General features: G+C 43.2%; 19 protein-coding genes. 11 read left to right on the top strand and 8 right to left on the bottom strand.

Annotated elements, in window-relative coordinates; all coding sequences use genetic code 11:
* The first annotated feature begins 58 nt into the window (after positions 1 to 58).
* Positions 59 to 748 (top strand): DUF6273 domain-containing protein, encoded by a 690-nt coding sequence (locus MKY19_RS17005; protein WP_339796265.1) that lies wholly within the window; start codon positions 59 to 61, stop codon positions 746 to 748.
* Between the two features lie 226 nt (positions 749 to 974).
* Here MKY19_RS17005 and MKY19_RS17000 read toward each other — a convergent pair whose 3' ends face one another.
* Positions 975 to 1430, bottom strand: a complete 456-nt coding sequence (locus MKY19_RS17000; RefSeq protein WP_339796263.1) for a hypothetical protein — start codon at positions 1428 to 1430, stop codon at positions 975 to 977.
* 317 nt (positions 1431 to 1747) lie between these two features.
* Positions 1748 to 3091 (bottom strand): amino acid permease, encoded by a 1344-nt coding sequence (locus MKY19_RS16995; RefSeq protein ID WP_076283478.1) that lies wholly within the window; start codon positions 3089 to 3091, stop codon positions 1748 to 1750.
* Between the two features lie 322 nt (positions 3092 to 3413).
* Here MKY19_RS16995 and MKY19_RS16990 point away from each other — a divergent pair, with 322 nt between their 5' ends.
* The 3 genes from MKY19_RS16990 (at position 3414) to MKY19_RS16980 (ending at position 7832) form a co-directional block, all read left to right on the top strand.
* Positions 3414 to 4424, top strand: coding sequence for a 2-oxoacid:acceptor oxidoreductase family protein (locus tag MKY19_RS16990; RefSeq protein ID WP_076283479.1), 1011 nt, complete (start codon positions 3414 to 3416; stop codon positions 4422 to 4424).
* A 25-nt stretch (positions 4425 to 4449) separates the two neighbouring features.
* Positions 4450 to 6756 (top strand): thiamine pyrophosphate-dependent enzyme, encoded by a 2307-nt coding sequence (locus MKY19_RS16985; protein ID WP_339796259.1) that lies wholly within the window; start codon positions 4450 to 4452, stop codon positions 6754 to 6756.
* A gap of 371 nt (positions 6757 to 7127) precedes the next feature.
* A complete protein-coding gene (locus tag MKY19_RS16980) occupies positions 7128 to 7832 on the top strand; it encodes a hypothetical protein (RefSeq protein WP_339796256.1) in 705 nt (234 codons plus the stop codon).
* A gap of 415 nt (positions 7833 to 8247) precedes the next feature.
* Here MKY19_RS16980 and MKY19_RS16975 read toward each other — a convergent pair whose 3' ends face one another.
* Positions 8248 to 8460, bottom strand: a complete 213-nt coding sequence (locus MKY19_RS16975; protein WP_076283489.1) for a hypothetical protein — start codon at positions 8458 to 8460, stop codon at positions 8248 to 8250.
* Positions 8461 to 8559: 99 nt separating this feature from the next.
* Positions 8560 to 9072, bottom strand: coding sequence for a MogA/MoaB family molybdenum cofactor biosynthesis protein (locus MKY19_RS16970; RefSeq protein ID WP_081393012.1), 513 nt, complete (start codon positions 9070 to 9072; stop codon positions 8560 to 8562).
* A gap of 172 nt (positions 9073 to 9244) precedes the next feature.
* Between MKY19_RS16970 and MKY19_RS16965 the strand changes: the two genes are divergently transcribed.
* The 3 genes from MKY19_RS16965 (at position 9245) to MKY19_RS16955 (ending at position 11418) form a co-directional block, all read left to right on the top strand.
* On the top strand, positions 9245 to 10270 hold the full coding sequence (locus MKY19_RS16965) for a GTP-binding protein (protein WP_339796252.1): 1026 nt from the start codon (positions 9245 to 9247) through the stop codon (positions 10268 to 10270).
* Between the two features lie 94 nt (positions 10271 to 10364).
* The gene (locus MKY19_RS16960) at positions 10365 to 10712 is read left to right on the top strand and encodes a four-helix bundle copper-binding protein (RefSeq protein ID WP_042128424.1); all 348 of its coding nucleotides are present in this window, start codon (positions 10365 to 10367) and stop codon (positions 10710 to 10712) included.
* Positions 10713 to 10953: 241 nt separating this feature from the next.
* Positions 10954 to 11418, top strand: coding sequence for a hypothetical protein (locus tag MKY19_RS16955; protein WP_042188942.1), 465 nt, complete (start codon positions 10954 to 10956; stop codon positions 11416 to 11418).
* Here MKY19_RS16955 and MKY19_RS16950 read toward each other — a convergent pair.
* The 3 genes from MKY19_RS16950 to MKY19_RS16940 all read right to left on the bottom strand — a co-directional run bounded on the left by MKY19_RS16950 (position 11410) and on the right by MKY19_RS16940 (position 16639).
* Complete coding sequence (locus MKY19_RS16950; protein WP_339796248.1) at positions 11410 to 12648, bottom strand: winged helix DNA-binding domain-containing protein; 1239 nt, start codon at positions 12646 to 12648, stop codon at positions 11410 to 11412. The two genes, MKY19_RS16955 and MKY19_RS16950, sit on opposite strands and share 9 nt — an antisense overlap.
* Positions 12649 to 12755: 107 nt before the next feature.
* Positions 12756 to 14843, bottom strand: coding sequence for an ABC transporter ATP-binding protein (locus MKY19_RS16945; RefSeq protein WP_042188937.1), 2088 nt, complete (start codon positions 14841 to 14843; stop codon positions 12756 to 12758).
* A 47-nt stretch (positions 14844 to 14890) separates the two neighbouring features.
* On the bottom strand, positions 14891 to 16639 hold the full coding sequence (locus tag MKY19_RS16940; RefSeq protein WP_339796245.1) for an ABC transporter transmembrane domain-containing protein: 1749 nt from the start codon (positions 16637 to 16639) through the stop codon (positions 14891 to 14893).
* A gap of 546 nt (positions 16640 to 17185) precedes the next feature.
* Between MKY19_RS16940 and MKY19_RS16935 the strand changes: the two genes are divergently transcribed.
* The gene (locus MKY19_RS16935; RefSeq protein ID WP_042188934.1) at positions 17186 to 17503 is read left to right on the top strand and encodes a HesB/YadR/YfhF family protein; all 318 of its coding nucleotides are present in this window, start codon (positions 17186 to 17188) and stop codon (positions 17501 to 17503) included.
* A 76-nt stretch (positions 17504 to 17579) separates the two neighbouring features.
* Here MKY19_RS16935 and MKY19_RS16930 read toward each other — a convergent pair whose 3' ends face one another.
* Positions 17580 to 18095: a hypothetical protein gene (locus tag MKY19_RS16930; RefSeq protein WP_042128412.1), complete on the bottom strand. Its 516-nt coding sequence runs from the start codon at positions 18093 to 18095 to the stop codon at positions 17580 to 17582.
* A gap of 124 nt (positions 18096 to 18219) precedes the next feature.
* Here MKY19_RS16930 and MKY19_RS16925 point away from each other — a divergent pair, with 124 nt between their 5' ends.
* The 3 genes from MKY19_RS16925 to MKY19_RS16915 all read left to right on the top strand — a co-directional run bounded on the left by MKY19_RS16925 (position 18220) and on the right by MKY19_RS16915 (position 21551).
* Entirely contained in the window at positions 18220 to 19968 is a 1749-nt protein-coding gene (locus tag MKY19_RS16925) for an ABC transporter ATP-binding protein (protein ID WP_339796241.1), read from the top strand.
* 133 nt (positions 19969 to 20101) lie between these two features.
* The gene (locus MKY19_RS16920) at positions 20102 to 20620 is read left to right on the top strand and encodes a sigma-70 family RNA polymerase sigma factor (protein WP_042194048.1); all 519 of its coding nucleotides are present in this window, start codon (positions 20102 to 20104) and stop codon (positions 20618 to 20620) included.
* Between the two features lie 121 nt (positions 20621 to 20741).
* On the top strand, positions 20742 to 21551 hold the full coding sequence (locus MKY19_RS16915) for a DUF4179 domain-containing protein (RefSeq protein ID WP_339796238.1): 810 nt from the start codon (positions 20742 to 20744) through the stop codon (positions 21549 to 21551).
* Positions 21552 to 21565: the final 14 nt, after the last annotated feature.

Raw genomic sequence — 21565 nt, 5'->3', positions numbered from 1 at the left:
GTGATATACCCGCGTTTTTTTGTTTTTTCGGAGGCTTGTAAATAAGGAGGAGAACTTAATGGAAAAGGGGAAGCTTGCTTTAGCGCCGAACAGGAACGTTAAGCCAGGCGAAATCATTACTTTCGGCACGTATTCACAATCGAAGGATGGTAAAGCGCTGCCGATTGAATGGCGTGTTCTCCATAACTCAGGTAGCGAACTGTTCGTTTTGAGCGAGGACATTTTGGAATGCAAGAGGTATCACGGCAAGAGCGCAGATATTAAATGGCGTGATTGCGTGGATATTACGTGGCACGACTGTGATTTGCGTGAGTGGCTGAACGATGAATTCTATAACAGTGCATTCAATGCTGCCGAGAAGGAATTAATAAAGACAACCCGTTGCTCAGATAACGGAGAGGGTACCCCAGATACAGAGGACAATGTTTTTTTGCTTAGCGTTGATGAAATAAAGGCATTCTCAGAGCTACACGGCAAAGAACTACGGCGTGCGGTTGGCACGGAATTTGCTAAAATGAAAAAGTATGATGGATGCAGCTTATACGTATATGATAAAACGGATAAAGATAACTATATAATCAAAGACGGCGAAGAGGTTGGCTGCTCTTGGTGGTGGCTGCGAACACAGGGAAACAAACCTTCGCGTGCGTTTTTTGTCGGACCGAGTTACAGTATTCGCAGCTATGCGAATGTCAGTGTAGCCCGTGACGGCGTCCGTCCGGCTATGGTAATTAATCTTCCAGGATAAAGACAAGCGGTTTAGAGTGGCAATAATTAAAAAGAGGCGTGTCCCTCTCTTCGCTAATGTGAAGAACAAGGGATACACCTCTTTTTATTAAGTATTATTAATACACACTGGAAGATCTTGTATCTCAATTATTTAAACATCTAAAGCTTGCAATTTAAAAAGAGATTCTCGATTTCCAAAGATCGACTTCTTGGTGCCTGCAAAATTACACATCCCATTATTATAACTACAGTCCGATAAACATATTTCTACTAAACGGCCCCCAGTTTGCCCCTGTGTACCCTGATCTCCCCTCTAAATTAACAAAACAAGGGAGCAAGATATACAGAACACCCATAGTAGCATTTGTATTGAAGGTCATAACAAATCTCGTTTTTGAATTATCAATTGCAGCTATCATACCCTTATCAGCACGAATTGTATTCTCTCTAGTAAGGGCCTCTCCCATTCCCACACTAGCTATGTCATTTGGATTTGGCATATTACTTCTTATCCAATAATTCGAAATATTTGTTGCAGATGCTAAATCCGCAGGTTGATCGTAAGTAACTAAAATTTGATTCAAAGCAATTTGTCTTGCCTCCACTACGACAGGATGAGGCATCACCATTTCTCTATCGTCAACAGTTGTATTCCTCATCCTATTGGGATAAATCATAGTAGAATTATTATACATAGACATTCTGTTCCCTCCATTATTAATTACAATAGTCATTTGTCACGAGACATTGTATGTAAAGGAGTCATGATTAGTGTTAGAAAAACGAATATACAAAAAAAAGCGCGGGAGAGTGATGTTCCTGCTTTTTTTTGTTTTTTGTCAAAACGAAAAAGTCCGATGGATTCATAACCAAAGACGGCGAAGAAGTTGGCCGCTCATGGTGGTGGCTGCAAACACGTTTTGAACGGCAACAATTAAAAGAGGCGTATCCCTCACTTCACGAATGTGAAGAACAAGGGATACACCTCTTTTTGATACATGGGTCCGAGCTAGAACCTTTAATTCTTTTTCTTGAATTTTACGAACGACCAAATCGTAAGCATCAACAGAACTGCTAGGCATGTTCCTATACTGATACGATTCTGAACATCGAAGAGAAAAGAAACCGCGATAACAGTTAAACAAACCAGTGTAACAACGGTTATATAAGGGAATCCCCATACCTTAAAGGTTGGTTCTTTCGGATAAGATTTTCTCAGTTTAAGTTGTGACATACAAATGCTGATCCATACGAGAATAACCACAAAGCCTGGAACCGCCATTAGCAAACGGAACAATCCATCCTGGGCGAAGTACGCTAATAAGGAACCAATAACAAGAACAACGGCACAGAGCTTCAGACTGTTGATGGGTACACCTTTTGCAGAGGTTTTTGCCAAGCTACGTGGTGCTTCGCCCTGTGACGCCATAGAGTGCAGCATCCGAGTGGCGCCATAAATACCAGAATTGGCAGCAGAGAGCACCGCTGTAATCAGAATAAAGTTCATGATGTGATCGGCACCCTTAAGTCCTGTTGCGGCTAATACCTGAACAAACGGGCTTGTATGCTCATTCAGTTGATTCCAGGGTATTAATCCACAGATGATTAGGATCGGCAAGGTATAGAACAGAATAACGCGCAGTATGAAGCTTTTGACAACCTTTGGTAAGACCTTCTCTGCATCCTGTGTCTCCGTCAAGGTTAGCCCAATCAACTCTGACCCACCGTAGGAGAACATGACGACAAGAAGGGCAGAGAAAATGGGGGCCCAGCCTCTCGGGAGAAATCCACCATAGTCTGTAAAGTTGTGTAAGTAAGGCGTAGCCTCAGACATAGGCAACAGTCCAAAAATTAATGAGCTTCCTAAGATAATGAAGATGATGATCATTGCGATTTTGATCCCGGCTAACCAAAACTCCGTTTCTCCATAACCACCTACACTCATCATGTTGATGCCGATAATTAGAGCTCCACTTGCAAGACTAAGCAGCCATAAAGGAACATCCGGTAACCAGTATTGCAAGAAGCTGCCCGCTGCCAGCACTTCAATCACACAAACGGTCAACCACATGAAGCAATACAACCAGCCCACGATAAAGGAGAGTCGTTCTCCAAAAGCCTCACGGATGAAGTCCTTCATATTCCTATTCGGGTACACCGTAGCCATTTCGGCTATTGCCCCCATGACCACTAAGAGTAGCAGGCCTGCTAATACATAAGTAAGAATTACCGCAGGTCCGGCAATGCTTATGGTCTCAGAACTTCCTTTAAAAATCCCCGTACCGATTACTCCGCCCATCGCCATAAAGCTGATATGCCGAGGAAGCAATTTCTTCTGTAATGATGCTTCGTTTGACTTCACAATTAATGCCTCCTAAGCTGTCTTCGAAAAATTACACCAAGCATCAGTTTATCCTGAAACGGACTAGTTGAAAAGTAAAAATAACACACTTTTTTATGAAGAGGCGCGACTTTTCACTGGAGTGTGATATTTATCATGCAGAATGTGATGAATTTAACATCTTAATTTTTAATTTTATTGCTAAATAAAAGTAGCTAAATAAGCTTAGGTAACACATGGAAAATGCAAGATTTGTCACTTCGCGACTTGCAAAATCAAGATACAATCGTTGAAAAAGTCAAAAGGATATTATACGGATGACATTCTGAAAGGGGCTATGTCGGTGGTACAGTTACCAAAAGTGAACGAACTCGGATTTTTTGAGATTCGTCTGGAATCAATTGGAGGGCTAGGCGCGAACTTAGCTGGTAAAATGCTTGCAGAAGCAGGCGTTGTCGGTGCTGGAATGAATGGAGTGAGCTTTTCATCCTATGGTTCTGAGAAAAAGGGATCAGCGGTAAAGGCACATATCCGTTTTTGTGATTTGAACACACATATTCGTGACACTTCACCGGTAGAACGACCTCACGTCGTAGGCATATTCCATGAAGCGTTGGCAAAGACCGTCAACGTGACTAGCGGAATTTATGATCATAGCACGGTGCTAGTGAACTCGGCTAAGTCGCCAGAAGAATTGAAGTCCTCCCTGAACATGATGGCAGGAACTATAGCTGTCGTTGATGCTACATCGATCGCATTAGATGAGAAGAACCGCGTAAACATGGCAATGTTAGGTGCGTTGTTCCGGATGTGTGATTTCTTGGATCCTGAAATTATGAAGGGTGTTATCGAGAAATCACTTGGCAAAAAATATCCGCAGGCTGTTCAATCCGCACTAACTACTTTCGAACGTGGATTTAATGAAGTTACTTTCATGCATTTCCCTTTGCCTGAAGGTGCGATTATGCCTGAGTTCGTTCGGTCTGATATTTCGGCCTTAGGTTATGAAACTCAGCCTATTGGTGGTACCATTACGAATCCTGGCAGCAGCTTTTTAAAGAATCTAAGCATTTCAAGATCCGGTTTATTGCCTCATTTTAAATTAGAGGATTGTATTCATTGTGCGCAGTGCGATACGGTTTGTCCTGATTTATGTTTTGTTTGGGATGAGCAGCCTGATAAGAAGGGACGTCCGCAAATGTTCCTGCAAGGTATTGATTATCAATACTGCAAAGGCTGTTTAAAATGCGTAGAAGCTTGTCCTACAACGGCTTTGTCTGGCGAACGCGAGGAAGATGGCTACGCTGAGAGCCATACAGTCCGGCATATTTTTGATCTTGTTACTGAGGCTTAATTAACGGAGGAAAGGTGGAACACATGTGGCTATTGATTATGAAAAAGAAGTAGGCTCTACGAAGGTAGAGCAGAAATTCCTATATGAATCCGGTAATGAAATGGCGGCTTATGCTGCCCATCAAATAAATTATCATGTCATGGGTTATTTTCCGATCTCCCCATCGACAGAAGTCGCTCAATTTCTTGATACCATGAAAGCGAACGGTCAGCATGATATTATGCTTATTCCATCAGATGGCGAACACAGTTCTGCAGGAATCTGTTATGGAGCTTCGACGGCTGGTGGACGTGTATTTAATGCTACCAGTGCTCAAGGTTATATGTTCATGCTAGAGCAATTGCCGGTACAAGCTGGTACACGGATGCCTATGGTAATGAATTTGATCTGCCGCTCGATTTCCGGTCCGCTTAATATTCATGGTGACCATTCTGATTTGTATTTTGCGCTTAATACGGGCTGGCCGATTCTGATGTGCCGTGATCCACAATCCGTTTATGATATGAATCTGATGGCACTTAAGCTTGCTGAGCACGCCAAAGTGCGTCTTCCAGTAATGGTAGCATCAGATGGGTATTTTACTTCTCACCAGAAACGTCGCGTACAGGCATTTACTCACCGTGAGGATGTTCATAAATTCGTTGGCCCACAACCACCGGTAGGCTTCACAGATACATTAGACCGCAATAATCCAGTTACCGTAGGTCCTTATATGAACGAACCTGATTATATCAACAACCGTTATCAGCAGTCGGTAGCGATGTATAATGCGGGTGAAGTCTTCGAAGAAATTGCTAAGGAATTCGCTGAATTGACTGGACGCCACTATCCAATGATCGAAGAGTATCGGATGGAAGATGCGGAAGTAGCCGTATTCTTGATGAACTCTGCGTCAGAGATCATTAAAGATGTTGTGGATCAGCTTCGTTTGCAAGGGATCAAAGCCGGTGCAATTTCGCCGAATATGATTCGTCCTTTCCCACAGAAGCAAATGGCTGAAGCGCTGAAGAATGTTAAGGCTATCACCGTAGGCGACCGTGCGGATTCGGTTGGTGGTCACGGCGGTAATATGGTAAATGAGATCAAGGCAGCCTTGTTCACCTATGGTAACACTACTACAAAGGTAATTAGCCGTATTTACGGGTTGGGCGGTAAGGACTTCTACGCAGAAGATGGTCATGCATTCTTCCAATTAGCATTGGATGCCGTTGCTGCAGACCGTGTTGATGTTCCATTTGACTACTATGGTCACAATCCAGGTGCACCGGACAAAGCGCCACAGCGTTTATTGAAGCCGATGGACTTTGATTCGCTGAAGACAGGATTAATTACGGTTAAACAGGATGAAGCAACAGGGAAACTAAGTGTGCGGATACCCCCACTGCGCAGCTTGACGAAGAAACCTAAACGGCTTGCACCAGGTCATGGCGCTTGTCCAGGCTGTGGAATTTTCTCAGGACTGGAGACGTTCTTCAAAGGCATCGAAGGGGATATCGTAGCGCTTTATCACACGGGTTGTGCGATGGTAACAACTACGGGCTATCCATATTCTTCTCATAAATCTACGTTTATTCATAACCTGTTCCAAAATGGTGCAGCTACCTTATCCGGTGTCGTAGAAATGTTCTGGGAACGCAAACGCCGTGGTGAATTGGACGGACTTGGGCTTCAAGACGACTTCACATTTGTAATGGTAACTGGTGATGGCGGTATGGACATCGGAATGGGACCTGCAATTGGGGCTGCACTACGCGGTCACAAAATGATTATCGTAGAGTACGATAACGAAGGTTACATGAACACAGGTGCTCAGCAGTCCTATTCCACACCACTGGGTCATCGTACATCTACATCCAGCATTGGTAAGAATCAGCAAGGTAAAGTTACACAGCATAAGGATACTGCGCAAATCATGGCAGCTACTAACATTCCATATGTCTTCACAGGTTCCGAAGCTTACCCGCAGGATCTTGTGAAGAAAGCGGCAAAAGCACAATGGTACGCTCAGAACGAAGGACTTGTGTACGGTAAAATCCTGATCGCATGCCCACTGAACTGGATGTCTGAGGATAAAGAGGGTACCAATATCGTTTCGCTGGCTGTTGAATCTTGCTTTTTCCCTCTATATGAAGTGGAGCACGGTTCTACGAATATTACGTACAATCCAGAGGATAAGGGCAAACGAGTTGAGCTCTCCGCTTGGTTGAAGACAATGGGCAAAACCCGTCATTTACTGAAGCCTGAGAATGAGCCGGCTTTACGCAGCTTCGAGGCAGAAGTGGAGCGTCGCTGGAATCGTCTGAAAGCGAAACATGAGCATCCTGATTTGTAAAATATAATGATTCAAAACCCGGCAGATTAGTCTGTCGGGTTATTTTTTATTTAACTTTATAGAACAGATTTGTCATTGACATTAAATACGTCAAAATTATCGCTAATACTTCGTATGTGGATGCTGTACAGGAGATTCAGGGGGGGTTCAAGGGTTCGGAAGATCGGAATGCTTATGAACAGAATTCACAAAGCGTCCTTTTTTAGATGGGAGATCTCTGATGTCATGATTCAATTTGTAGCCAATTATCCAGATTCTTTTTTAAGGGCTGAGTAATCATTTGGAGTTGTAAGACATGCTGGGAGTCCTCTTGGTACCACCTTGGATGTGGTATTATATGGAGAATGTAGGAGAGAGGAGGACTGATTTTAATGAGCTGGATCTTTTGGATTTGTTTTATTGTTTCTTTACTAGTTTCCTATTGGGATCAGCGAAAAACATTGAGATTAAAGGATTGGGCGTTAATTATTGGGGCTTTTTTACTTTGTGAGTTCTACGTCAATTTCTTTGGGTTACTGATTCCTGTAGGTTTTATCATTGGATTGATTGTTATGAAAAAAAAGAAGCAGTTTCTTTTTTCTAAAGCACTTATTTTTGGGTTGATTAGTGTATGTGTTATTTTCTATGGTCCTAAGATTAGTTTAAGTGAAATCCATGAGCTAACGAAGGCTAATAAATATACTGAGCAATTTAATCAGATTAAGTCCGTTTCACAATTTTCCATCGAGTCAGATATTAATGAAGTTCTTAAGGCGGCTGCGAGTCATTTGAAAGAAAAGAATCCAAAGTCAGAAATACCTGTAGAGGATCCTCATGTAGCCTTCAGTATATGGGTTCTCCAGCATAGAAATGTAGCAATTAAGGATTTAGATTGGTTATGGTATGAGGCTCCGTTAGAATTACATTATTATTGGCAATCTAACCGCCCAGATCAGCGGGTTACATTGGAATACGTTTTTTTTAATGAGGTTGGATACATGGGTGTGTTTGAAAGAGAGAATGAGAAGGAACCCTACTATCTGCGGAAGATATATGAGTTTGATCGGTTGAAAACATTTAATCCACAGATCCCTTGATCATATAAAAAAGAGTTGATCACCAAACTACGTCTATTTAGGGATTACTTGTGCGTAAAAAGTGGCTATCGGACACAGTTGGCCTTAAACGCAGCTTTTCACACATTTCAAATATTAACGGACCCCAGTACAGCTATTAGCATGAAAAACAACAAAAAAGAGCCCTTTTCGAAGGAGTAGGGACACTAAAGTCCGAAACTCTTCTAAAAAGGCTGAAACTAGCGAATAATGTCAACTGGGTTCGACAGCCTCTGAGAATATAACCTAAATAAACAGAGCAGCGAATCTATGAAAATAGAATAATACACAAGCAGTCAAATGTTTTCTACAGAAAAAAGCGAGAGAAGACCCAATGCATTTAGCACGAGTCTGTCTCTCACATATAGAGGACTTTTAATAGTGTTGTGAAGTAGAGTTATCTTCCGCCTCTAGGCATCATGGAGTTATCCACAAATACATCTTTAACAGAATAGGTGTAGCAATGGCGAGGTACGGGTACACAGTGGTGACGTCTTACGATTTCAATTGGATGAATCACATTTACTACTTGTGGGTGGAAGTGATCTTGATAAACCACCTTAGGTGGGTCAGTAACCGTTTGGGCTGGGCATTTTGGACATTCAGACATTTCCTTCAGCTCCTTTTGTGTGTGGACTTACCGTATTATACGCACAGAACAAAAGCCTGCTTGGTTGTTTGTCTATTGTATTTAAAAATGGGTATTTGCTTAACGCTTGTAAATTTCACGCATTACATGCCGTAATTCCGGGATAATTAACCGTTCCATAGCCAGTTTTACGGCTCCAGTAGAGCCAGGCATAGAAAAGATAGCGGTCTTTCCCATGGTGCCGGCAATGGCTCGACTAAGAATAGCTGCCGAACCGATGTCCTCTGTAAAGCTTAGCATCCGAAAAATTTCACCGAAGCCAGGTAATGTTTTATCTAGCAAAGAGGCAACAGCTTCATACGTCGTATCCCGTGGAGAAATCCCTGTTCCACCTGTCAGGAGTACAGCTTCTATTCCGGCGTGGTCAACACATTTATACAATAGCTCACGAATATCCTGATAATTATCTTTCGTAATGGTGCTGCCTATCACTTCATACCCGGCTTCTTCGAGCATAGATTTAATCAAAGCTCCTCCGGTATCTGTTTCAATAGTTCTGGTGTCCGAGACAGTAATGATATAGCAGGAAACGGTTTGAGGCGCTTCTTTCCGATGTTCTTCAACAGATGACAAATGGCTCAACTCCTAGATTAGAGATGTTATCATGATAGGGTATGGCAGAAGTAAAGACAAGCTTACTTGTACTCACAGAATTCAGCAGGAATTTGGGGTGCCGCTTGCGTGCTTCGCGTGCATGTAGTACACTCGCTACACATAACTGTAATTTGCTGGGGAGCGATGAAACATGGAACAGGTCGTACCTGTGTATATATTGTCAGGATTTCTGGGGAGCGGCAAAACAACACTGCTGCAGCGCCTACTAGAACATTGGAAAAATCAGGGTTTACGTCCTGCAGTAGTGATGAATGAGCTGGGTGAAGTGAATTTAGATGGATTGCTAGTTGAGCAAACTGTCCCTATGGCAGAACTACTTGGTGGATGCATATGCTGTTCTATCCGAAGTGATCTTAGCACAGAACTCGCAACACTGATCAAGAAAGAGACTCCGGATGTCGTAGTGATCGAGGCAACAGGCGCTGCCAATCCGCTGGAAATTGTGGATGGCGTAACCGAGATTTCGTTGTATCAAAAAGTAGAACTAAAAAGCTTGATCACCGTCGTTGACGCCGCGCATCTTCTTGAACTGTATCGCGCACAACAGGGGGCAACTTATCGTTTGATGCAGGAGCAGATTCGCTGCGCTTCTGTCTTGCTGTTGAATAAAATTGACCGTGTAACCGCTGAAGAGGCGGAGGAGGTTAACGCTGTACTGCGGAAATGGAACGCTTATGCACCCATTCTGCCAACTGTGCGTTGTGAGGTGAAACCGGAGGAACTGCTGCGTGATGCAGGTGGAGTTCTTACGGATAAACAGCTGGAAGAAGTTGAGGACGCGAGCGAAAGCTTCATGCATGATGAAGATGAACACACTACTGGTGGCACACATTCTAGCCACGATCATGTGATGGCGTACACACATTATTTTAAACGTCCAGTAAACAGTGAAGAATTCGAACAGTTCGTTAAGGAATTGCCGCGTGATGTTTATAGAGCTAAAGGTATTGTGACCTTTAATGACACCTCCAGCCGGTTTCTTTTCCAATATGCCTATCGTGAAGCTGATTTTATGAAAATCACACCACAGGGCGAAGTGCCTGACGTTGCCGTATTTATCGGTGAACATTTCTCATCAAATGAACTGCGCACTAGGTTACTGGAGATGGAGGGACGTACCTTCGTTCGTCCTAGTACAGTTAAGAGAAGTCTATAATCAGATCTCCTTGTCAGAAGTTGTAATGGTTCATTCCTAATCTTGTAGGTTAATAGTATCGCATACCCTATAAAAATACAGGAGGTTTAAGGCTATGACCCGAATTCAATATCAGGAGTGCATTGACGCTTGTTTAGAAAGTATGAATGCCTGTAATTATAGCTATGTCTCAAGCCTAAAAGAATATGATCTTGCTTCTCTGCGTGAAAGCATGCGGCTAGATCGTGAATGTGCGGATATTTGTTCATATGCCGTACAAGCGATGACTCGCCAAAGTCCGTTTGTAGCCGGAATTCTCCGTCTGTGTGCCGAAATTTGTGAAGCCTGTGCAGATGAAAGCAGCAAGCATATACATACACATTGTCAGGAATGTATTGATGCCTGCCGTAGATGTGCTGAGGCATGCCGTTTGATTAGCGATGCGGTTGAAGTATACGCGTAAGGTTGTATACCCAACCTAACTATATAATAAGCAAATGACCAGACCATTGCTGTGGATGTACAGCATGGTCTGTTTTTCTTTTTAGCACAAGGCTAGATTAAATTTCGTTTCTAGAAGAGGAAATATGTAGGGAACTGGAGAATTAACAGTAGATATGAAGCGAACATAAACTTCTCCGAATCACCTGGATGATATCAGTTTATTATAGCTCTGGCAGGCCGAACAGAAGTGGAGGGGAAAGATGAAGCATACACAAGTACCAGAGAGTGAACAATCCAAGGAGTTATTTGCGTATTTTGGACTAGCAGTTTATTATGGTCAAGCTCTAGAACAGCAGTTGACCAATTTGTTATTGCTCACCAAATTATCACAAGGGAAGACGCCCACTGAAGCAGATCTGACTGATTTGTATCAGCGAAAACTCAGCAATTCACTCGGTCAACTCATCAAAGAAATCCAGCATCACTTTCCTTTCTCAGAGCAAGAAACCGCTCAGCTAGAAGAAGTGTGGAAGCAGCGTAACCATATCGTTCATGATTATTTCAAGGAACGGATACAAGAAACGTTCACCCCCGCTGGAAGGGCGAAAATGATTGAGGAGTTAAAACGATTCAAAAATAAAGCAAGAAGGCTAGAGATCAAATTACAAGGCTATTGTACAGAAATGTTCACGAAACTGGGGTTAGAAGAGGAGACTTTACACTAATAACCCTTCTAATCCACACTCCTCAACAACCTCGGGTCTAAAATGAATCTTAGAAGCTCTAACGCTGCGTGACAGTGCAGATAGAGCTTCGCCTAATGCCGGAAGCATCTCTGGCGTTAGGTGTTCACCCGGTTCCCACCACCAATTCATAATGTTCAATGTTTGGCTCTTTTTATCCATCACCGGTTCAAATCTCGCAATAAAACGATCATTATATAATAAAGGCAGTACATAATAACCATACTCCCGTTCCAAGGCTGGCTTATAGACTTCCCAGCGGTAATGAAATCCAAATAATTGTCGGATCAGCTCTCGATCCCATATCAAGTTATCGAGTGGAGCCAAGACAGCCGCAAACGAATAACTTGAATGACTCTCAGCATCTTCAGACTCCTGCTGTATTACAGCTTCTAAAGTTAGAGCGTCCATGCTACGGATGTAAAGTGGAAGCTTAATACCCTCCACTAGAACTTCTCTGAGACTGTCCGCCATTAACAGTCTTTGAATCGCTTCACTACGTTCCTTGCTCTTTAGACCAGAAATTCCAAGCCATCCGTCGCCAGATTTATTCCATAACAGTCCGATGCTACCTATTCTACGCAGCACATACCAATCATTAAATTGTTCATCAGTGGGGTTAGGGTCTTCAGTGTTTAAAAGATTATGAGGAAGCAGGCGTTCAGTGAAATCGTAATACCGACGGGTATGAACACGATGATGAACGACTACTTCCCCCAAAAAGTACATACTTTCCAAAGCGGCCCGGGTTAATCTGGCCGGTGCCCAAGCCCAATCCACCTTATCCTTACCATCTAGATCCAGAGAGGAGAGGGGGCCGCGCTTTAATAGCTCTCCACGAACCTGTTCTACTGTAGCCATTACTGGCTCATTGGCCCGATGGCGTGTGGCTGATGCCTCTCTTCTGCGTTTGAAATAAGGCCAGTCCTCTGTACAATAAATGGACATGTTCTTGTCCCAGCCATCTATTAGAAGTCGGTCTTGATACAGTAGCTCTTGGGCTTGCTCAGGTGTGAAACCGGGAACTCGTGCTTGGAGGACAAGCTCATGGTTATGGCCTGCGATGTTAAGTGGATCATATTGGATACAGCCTACGTGACGAACGTAATCATAAACACTAAGTTTACCGGCAGGAAGAGCGCCCCTAGTTAACTTTTGGTGAGCCAGGAGAAAAAGTCGAGCTTGCTTCTTAGTTATAGTGTATGTACGCATTAAAAGCCTCCTTCATCTATATGTATTATTTTTCATTTTACAGAACAAACGTTCTAATATCAAGTATAGAAAAACCCTGAATCACAGGATGTGACTCAGGGGATCGATTACATCTTCTCTAACGATGGTTGCAAGCTGCCTAACGAAGGTCGGGAGGGTGCACCATTGTTATTGTCTATGCTGTTAGAACCAGCACCTACTTGTAGCTGGTACATCCGGAAGTATCTACCGCCGAGTGCCATCAGCTCATCGTGGCTACCGCGCTCTACAATCTCACCATGATGCAGAACAAGAATCTGATCTGCACTGCGTATCGTGGAAAGACGGTGTGCGATGATGAATGTGGTGCGTCCTTTTTTGAGGACTTCTAATGCATCTTGAATGACGCTTTCTGTCTCCGTGTCGATATTGGAGGTAGCTTCATCAAGAATCAGAATAGCTGGGTCGAAGGAGAGCGCTCTGGCAAACGAAATCAATTGCCGCTGACCTGCAGAAAGGGTGCTCCCTTTTTCAATAACCGGTTCATCAAAACCTTGAGGAAGGTGGGCCAGCAATTTATCTGCTCCGACTTCCCGTAAAGCCCGTTCAACCCGTTCGCGTGAGATTCGTTCATCCCCCAGGCTGACATTGGAAGCAATAGTACCAGTGAAGAGGTAAGGGTCTTGAAGAACAATCCCCATGTGATTGCGTAGCCATTGCTTCGGAATATCTGTAACCTTCTGGCCATCAATCGTGATTTCACCTTTCTGTGGATCATAGAACCGGAATAATAAGTTGATGATCGAGCTTTTTCCGGAACCGGTGTGACCTACTAGAGCAACAGTTTCGCCTGGACGTGCTTCAAAGGAAATATCGCGAAGGACGAAGTCTTTTTTATAAGCAAAAGATACGTTCTTAAACTCCACTTTTCCTTTATAGCGCGGCATGGAACCATCGGTAACATTCTCCCCAGGCTCATCCATAAGAGTAAACACACGACCCGCAGACACCATAGAAGTGTCGAGATTTGCAAGCTGATTCACCATACCTGTAATCGGTTGGAACAAACGTCCAAGCACATCGACGAAGGCGTATAGAACACCTAAAGATACAAATGTAGAACCCGTAATACTGCCATGTCCGAAATACCAAAGCACCATCACAAAAGAGAGACTGCGTAGAGAGTTCACCAGGTTGTGGGAGGTGAAGGCATTCAGATTCAGCATTTTATTCTGATATTTCAAGTAGTCATCGTTCAGATGCTCAAATTCTTCACCAAGCTGCTTCTGACGGCGGAATATACGAACAATGGACATTCCTTGAATCGATTCATTAATGATAGCGTTGATCTCACTCAGACGTGAGCGGATGATCGTATTGTATTTTGTAGCGATTTTTCGATAGAGCACGATCCAAAGAATAAGAATCGGGATGATGAACAAGCTGATCAGACCTAGCCGAACATCGAGCAAGAACAAGGCGATGTATACACCAGTAATATTAATAATACCAGTACTGAAATTAGAGAGAACGGCAATAAATAGATCCTTAATCGCCTCGGTATCATTAGTTACACGTGAAACTACCTTACCTGCTGGCAAGTTGTCAAAAAAGTAAACCGGAAGTCGCTGGATATGCGCATACACATCTGTTCGTAGTTTTCGGATTACCTGATTCGCCGAAGATTGCAGCCAATAGGTTTTACCGAATTCGGCAAAGATCGAGATGACCAGGAAGATAGCGTACAAACCGACCAGCTGATAAATACCAGGGAGCTCAGGTTTGTAAAAATCAAACAGTTCATCCGCTGAAAGTTTAACCGCAGGATAGATGACTTCATCCTGGCCGCGCGTGATATGCATTTCACCATTACTGAACTTTCTCTCACCATCGGACTGTGTTACGGCTTCATTGATAAAGTAGAAACTTCGTCCCGATTGAAGAATGCGAATTTCTTGACCCTTAGCTTCCCCGGGTTCAAAACGGTCTCCGCGTTTGTAATAAGCGTTGTTATACTGAACCGCCTCATCTGGTGATGCAGTACTAAAATAAGGCTTTTCGATGGCCAACATATGATTGTCAATCATACTTTTGGCAATAAATGGACCTGCCAGTTCAGCCGCTACTCCGATGGAGAGGAGTAGAAGGGCTGCGATAAAGGTTTTTTTTGCGGTCAATGCGTATTCAAGCAGGCGTTTGCCTGTACTCTTTGTCAACGGTGACACCTCCTAAAAGTTTTGCATAGTCATAGCTAGTATGTCTTTTAATCATTCGATAAATTATTCTCTACTTGCTGCCGGTCATACTGCTCGCGGTACCAGCCATTCATATCCAGCAGCTCTTGATGCGTACCACGTTCCACGATATGTCCGTTATCAAGTACGACGATCATGTCGGCATGTTGAACAGCAGAGAGGCGGTGCGTAGAGATCAATGTAGTCTTTCCCGCACGCTCTTGGCGAATATTCTCAATGATCTGAGCTTCAGTACGAGCGTCAACAGCGGATAAGGCATCGTCCAGAATGAGTACATCTGGATTTGCGATAAAGGCTCTGGATAAGGATACACGTTGTTTTTGTCCACCGGATAAGGATACTCCACGTTCACCAACCAACGTATCTAAACCATCGGATAATGTTCCTAAGTCATTTTGGAAGGCGGCAGCTGTGATAGCTTTCATGATCGTATCGTCATCCGCGTTGTCTAGACCAAATTGAATATTCTGACGTACTGATTTGGAGAAAAGGATCTGCTCTTGAGGAACATAACCCATCCAGCTGTGTAGCTGATCCAATGAAATTTGTTGAATCGGAACTCCAGAGATGAGAATTTCACCATTACCTGTCGGATATTCACGAAGCAGCTGTTTGAGGAGCGTTGATTTACCGCTTCCCGTACGACCGACTACACCTAGTGTTTGCCCTTGGTTTAAGGTCAGACTGACATTGCTTAGATTGTCAATCGTCGATGAGGGATAACGGAAGGTCACATCGTTAAGTTCAATTCGGGTAGGATTAGCAACTTGAACCGGATTGTCAGCACTTTGAACATCCGCTTTGGAGTTTAGCGTCTCATCAATACGTTCGAGAGAAGCGCCACCACGTTGCATGATGTTAATAAGCTCTCCAATAGCGAACATCGGCCAAACGATCATTCCGAGGTACATATTAAAGGAGACAAGATCCCCTAGGGTGATCTGATTACGGAACACAAGATAAATCCCATAGGTAAGACCGATAATGTAGCTGAGCCCTACGCAGAACCGAATCGTCGGTTCGAAGAAGGCATCGACACGGGCGACGGCCATGTTCTTGTTGTATACATCTTCTGTAATATCTGAGAATCGCTTCTCATCAAGTCTTTCTTGTACATAAGCACGGATAACTCGCACACCTGAGACAGACTCGAGAACCTGATCATTCATATCTCCGAACGCATCTTGTGCTAAGCTGTAACGATCATGAATCGCTTTACCATAAAAAATCATAGCTATTGCAATTAGTGGTAATGGTAAGACTGCTGCAAGTGTCAGCTTCCAGCTGACAAGAAAACCCATTGCGAATAGTACGACAGTGAGGTAAATTGTAGAATCCACCAGGGTGAGCATCCCGAATCCAACGGTAGCTGAGACAGCTCTGATATCATTGGTTGCCCGAGCCATCAGGTCGCCGGTTCTATTGCGTTCGAAAAACGACGGGGTCATGGTCATCAAATGATTCATAAATCTCGAGCGCAGCAGGCGCTCTACGAGGTTGGAGCCTCCGAATAATTTGTGCATCCATATGTAGGTAATCCAATAAATGACTAGCAGCAAAATGAGGATCATACCGATGTACTTGGCTAACGATGCTGTAGTAATAGAACCGCGTACTATGTCGTCAATGGCATTGCCTAGCAGACGTGGGGGGAATAATTCAAGAACACCTACACCAATAAGTAAGATAAGGCCAATCAGGTAACGCCTTTTTTCTCGGCGAAAGAACCAGCCGAGATTACGGAGAACGGAGAACAAGTAAATCCCTTCCTTTCGAGTTAAAGTACTAGCTGTGATGTTGGAAAAAAGCGCAAGTGGTTATCTCAACAGCAACGAAAAAACGACGTTGTCGTCCTTCAAAGATGACAACCGACAAAAAAGGCATATCATCCGAAAACGGACGATATGCCTGTAATTTACAGCTATCATGCGCACGGTGCTATACAGCACCAGGCATGTGAGAGACCTTCAAGAACTAAAGTTATACGATCAATTACACTCGCAGGGAACTTCAGGATGGTTTCACCACTTGGGCTGCTTCGGTATTCGGTTGATTGGAAATTCCAACAATAGTTATTTGATATGGCTGTAACTTCGTAAACACCGCGCTCACCCCTTTCATTGATTTAATAATAACTTTTGGTAATAACTAGTAGACCGTTAGTTATGATCAGAGTTTATCACTCGGTTCGCAAAGTTGTCAAATTAATTTTTGAAGAGCTTGGGAAAACATTAATTGTATAAAGGTGTTTGAATATCGATTCATTTTCAGTATGATTAGACTATACAAAGGAGCTGAGAGAGATGAACATGGAAATTAGTCAAGCAGCGGCAGCTTGGTTTAAAAGAGAACTGGATCTTAAGAATGGAGACTATATTCGTTTATTTCCCCGCTATAGCTCGGGAGGTGGACTTCACCCTGGTTTCTCACTAGGGATCGGAACGGAGGCACCAGGACGTCCGGCAATACAAGTTGAACAAGACGGTATTGTGTTCTACATGGAAGAGCAGGACTTATGGTATATGGAAGGTTACGGCTTAACTATTGTGTATTCTGAGGCAGACGATGACATTGAATATAAGTATGAAGCCAAATCGGTGCCTGGCGGAGTACAGGTTTAAATGTCTTAATTTTGTTTTTTTTACTAATGTGAAAAGCCCTTGCCAAAAGGCAGGGCTTTTTCTAGTGTTGATATAATCAGTGCGAATTGCGAAACGTTTCTTCCTCCATAGCAAAATCGAAATCGTCAATGTCGTATACTTGAACAGGGACTCCACCTTCAATAATGCGTTGAATCAGCTCGAATTGATCTGTAAGAATAGGCACCTTCTCACGTTGTGAGGACAATAGAAGCTCCGTTTCGATAGGATCGAACGTTTCGCCGTAGACAGCGGTATCCATGCTGTTAATGATGGTAATCTTTGATTGTCCGCCTAGTAGAATACCAGAGCTTTTTGCCCAAGGAACGGCCAGACAGCGGTTGATTTTTTTAGCATTAAGTGGCTCTTCAAAATAGGCAATGAGCTCACCAATCTTGAGTTTGACATGCTTGTCATCATCTGGACGGTTCATTAACGGATCATCACTGTCCCGCAGTTCGTATAATTCCATCACGGTCGTATAAGGCACTATATATTCTACAGGGCTGCTCGATATGAGAAGCTGGCCGTAAATCGCCATCATGACGGCTTCCGTCACAAATTGTCTAGACATCTTTATCCTCCTGAAGTTCGGGTACTGCTATCGTACTTATGGACTTAAAAATATAAAAACACTGTAGAGCGCAAAAGTCAACTGTACTTAGCAACTCAGTAAAGAGAAAGGACAGAATATCCCTGTGAAGCAATGGAAATCATATTTTACTTTTGTACGGCCTTACATGAAATGGATTGTGTTTACGCTCTTTATAGGTATGATCAAGTTCAGCATCCCGTTGACACTGCCTATGATTCTGAAATACGTAGTCGATGATCTGCTGATGAACCCTGCCATGAGTGCTCAGGAGCGGGTATCGCAATTGATGCTCATCCTCGGAGGCGCTTTTGTTTTATTCGTAATTGTAAGGGGACCGGTGGAGTATTACCGGCAGTATTTTGCACAGCTGATCACAAGTAAGATATTGTTCGATATGCGGAATAAGCTATACAGTCACTTACAGCGGTTGTCGCTGCGGTATTATCAGAATACAAAAGTGGGCGAAGCGATTTCGAGATTTATAAATGATGTGGAACAGACTAAAAATTTAGTAGAAGTCGGAATGATGAATGTATGGCTGGATTTATTTACGCTAGTGTTTGCGCTTGGTTTTATGTTTTATTTGAATCCAGTGCTGGCGCTAGTATCTATCGCTGTACTTCCGTTCTACGCCTTTGCGGTAAGTAAACTATATAAACGACTTAAAGTGTTAACGAAAGACCGTTCACAGGCTCTGGCTGGCATTCAAGGTTATCTTCATGAACGGATTCAAGGCATTTCGATCATCCGCAGCTTCACCATGGAAAAAGTGGATCAGAAGCAGTTCGAAGATATCAACGGTAACTTTCTCAAAAAAGCGATGGCTCAAACTCGTTGGAATGCGATTACCTTCGCGATTATTAACACACTAACGGATATTGCACCACTGCTAGTCATCGGATACGGTGGTTATCAAGTGATTCATGGCAATTTGACTGTGGGAACCTTTGTTGCTTTCTTCGGCTATCTGGACCGGATGTATGCGCCTCTGCGTCGATTGATTAATTCCTCGACAGTGCTCACGCAAGCCTCGGCTTCCCTTGAACGGGTGCTTGAGCTGCTGGACGAGCCTTATGATATCGTGGATAAACCGGGAGCAAGACCTCTGACGAATGCACGTGGTGAAATTGATTTTCATAATGTTTGGTTCAAATACAACGAAGAGAATGATCGGGTACTGAAGGATATTAATTTAAGTATCAAACCTGGTCAGACGGTCGCTTTTGTTGGAATGAGTGGTGGCGGGAAGTCCTCTCTCATAAGCTTGATCCCGCGATTCTATGACATAAGCAAAGGTAGTCTCCAGATGGATGGTCAGGATATACAGGGTTTGACGCAGGAGAGTTTGCGAAGAGCCGTTGGGATGGTGCTTCAAGATAATTTCTTATTTAGTGGGTCTGTACGAGATAATATCTTGTTCGGCAATCCTAATGCTACAGAGGAGCAAGTCCTCTCGGCGGCGAGAGCTGCCAATGCGCATGATTTTATTGAGCAGCTGCCGCTAGGCTATGATACAGAAGTGGGAGAACGTGGAGTGAAGCTGTCCGGTGGGCAAAAGCAACGGGTAGCCATAGCAAGGGTGTTTCTTAAAGACCCAAAAGTTCTTATATTAGACGAAGCTACGTCAGCACTGGATCTGGAATCAGAGCATTTAATTCAACAAGCGCTGCAATCCCTCTCGTCGGAACGTACTACACTCATTGTTGCGCATAGACTGTCTACCATTACACATGCTGATCAGATCGTGGTGCTTGAGAATGGTGAAATCACAGAACGTGGTACACATGAGGAACTAATGGGACTGGACGGAAGTTATGCGAGATTGTTTAACGTACAGCATTTGGATACATGATAAGATCTAACATTATAATAAATTACTTAGGTGGTCTTCTCGGGAGAGAGGGCCATTTTTTTAAATCCATTTGAGTCTTTTTGAATATCACGTGCGTCTAAAAAATATAAGCAACATGAAAGGTAGTGAGAACTTGAATACAACAGAGCTGGAGGAAAAGGCGATAGCGGGTGATGAAGACAGCTTTACTGCATTGATAGACGGGATGCAAGAGCGTCTTTACCGTATGGCGTACTCCTATGTGAGGAATAAGGATGATGCGCTGGAGATTGTACAGGAGACCGTTTATAAAGCGTTCATCTCAATTCATAAACTGCAGCAACCTCAATATTTTAAAACTTGGCTCACAAAAATAGCCGTCAATTGTGCCTTGGACTTTATCAGAAAATCTAAAAAAATCGTGTATATGGAGAAAGATCCCGAAGGCAGCTACGCTTCAGAACCCATAGAGGATGTCATTGATCTTCAGGAGGCGCTAAGAGTCCTTGATAAAAGATCAAGAATGATCATTGTGATGAGGTATTTTGAAGACTTGCCCATAAAGGAAATTGCCGGGGTATTGGACATGCCAGAGAGTACAGTGAAAACCGTCATCTATCGGGGATTAGGGAAATTAAAAATTAATATGAAGGGGAGTGAGTACTTTGGATAATCAACTTGAACGTTTACAGAAAGCATACAACGATATTGAAATCCCCGAAGAACTATCACAAGCTTCTCGAAAAGGTATTGAAAGAGGAAAACGCTATAAACAACAGAAAAGAGGAATAAAAATGAGCAGATTAAAATGGACAGGATCAGTTGCAGCAGCAGTTATCATTTCTTTTACAGTGGGTGTAAATACGGTACCCGCCTTCGCGGATAGTATGAATCAAGTGCCCGTTCTAGGTAAGCTGGTAAGTGTATTGAAATTTACGGATGGAAGTGCAGGCGGCGGCACGATTCAGGATGGAGTAGATGTCAATTTCATTTCGTTGAAACATCAGAAGAACAGTGATCAAATGATTTTTAACTTTGCAAATTCGGACAATACACAAGACCTTGCAAGCTCTTATAACGTAAAATTCACTGACAATCCTTATACAATGACCGTAACCGTGAGTGGGGCAAGGAACTTCTCAGCTGTTAAAGATCTTGAGACATTAAAAGAAAGCAAGTATGTTCAAGATGCTTATCCTTTAATTACATTGGATGACTCGATGATACGTTTCAATGTAACCTTCAAAGAGCCAGTTGCTTATGAGGTAAAGGAATATAAGGATCCGGCACAGGTGGCGATTACATTGAAGGATAAGAAGGGTGACGTGGAAGAAGGAACTTCTATCTATTCACTTAGAACAAACTCAGAGCCTTCCGGCGAGAGTCAAGGTATGGCTGAAGAGATGTTATACGGGTTAGAGAACGTGCGCGTATTAAAGGATCAGGAGGGATTATTCCTAGTGGAAGCTGGGTATTTTAATACAGAAGCAGAAGCTTTGGCCCAACTGAAAAAAATTCAAACAGAGCATGGGGTTGGTGATCTATTGTTTGTAGAAAAACGATCGTCTCAGGAGATTCCACAATCCATTTCTCAGGCTGAATAAAAATAAAATAGAGC

This window comes from Paenibacillus sp. FSL R5-0744 (assembly GCF_037972555.1).
Taxonomy (GTDB): Bacteria; Bacillota; Bacilli; order Paenibacillales; family Paenibacillaceae; genus Paenibacillus_AQ.
This window is presented reverse-complemented; position numbering and strand designations above follow the sequence as displayed.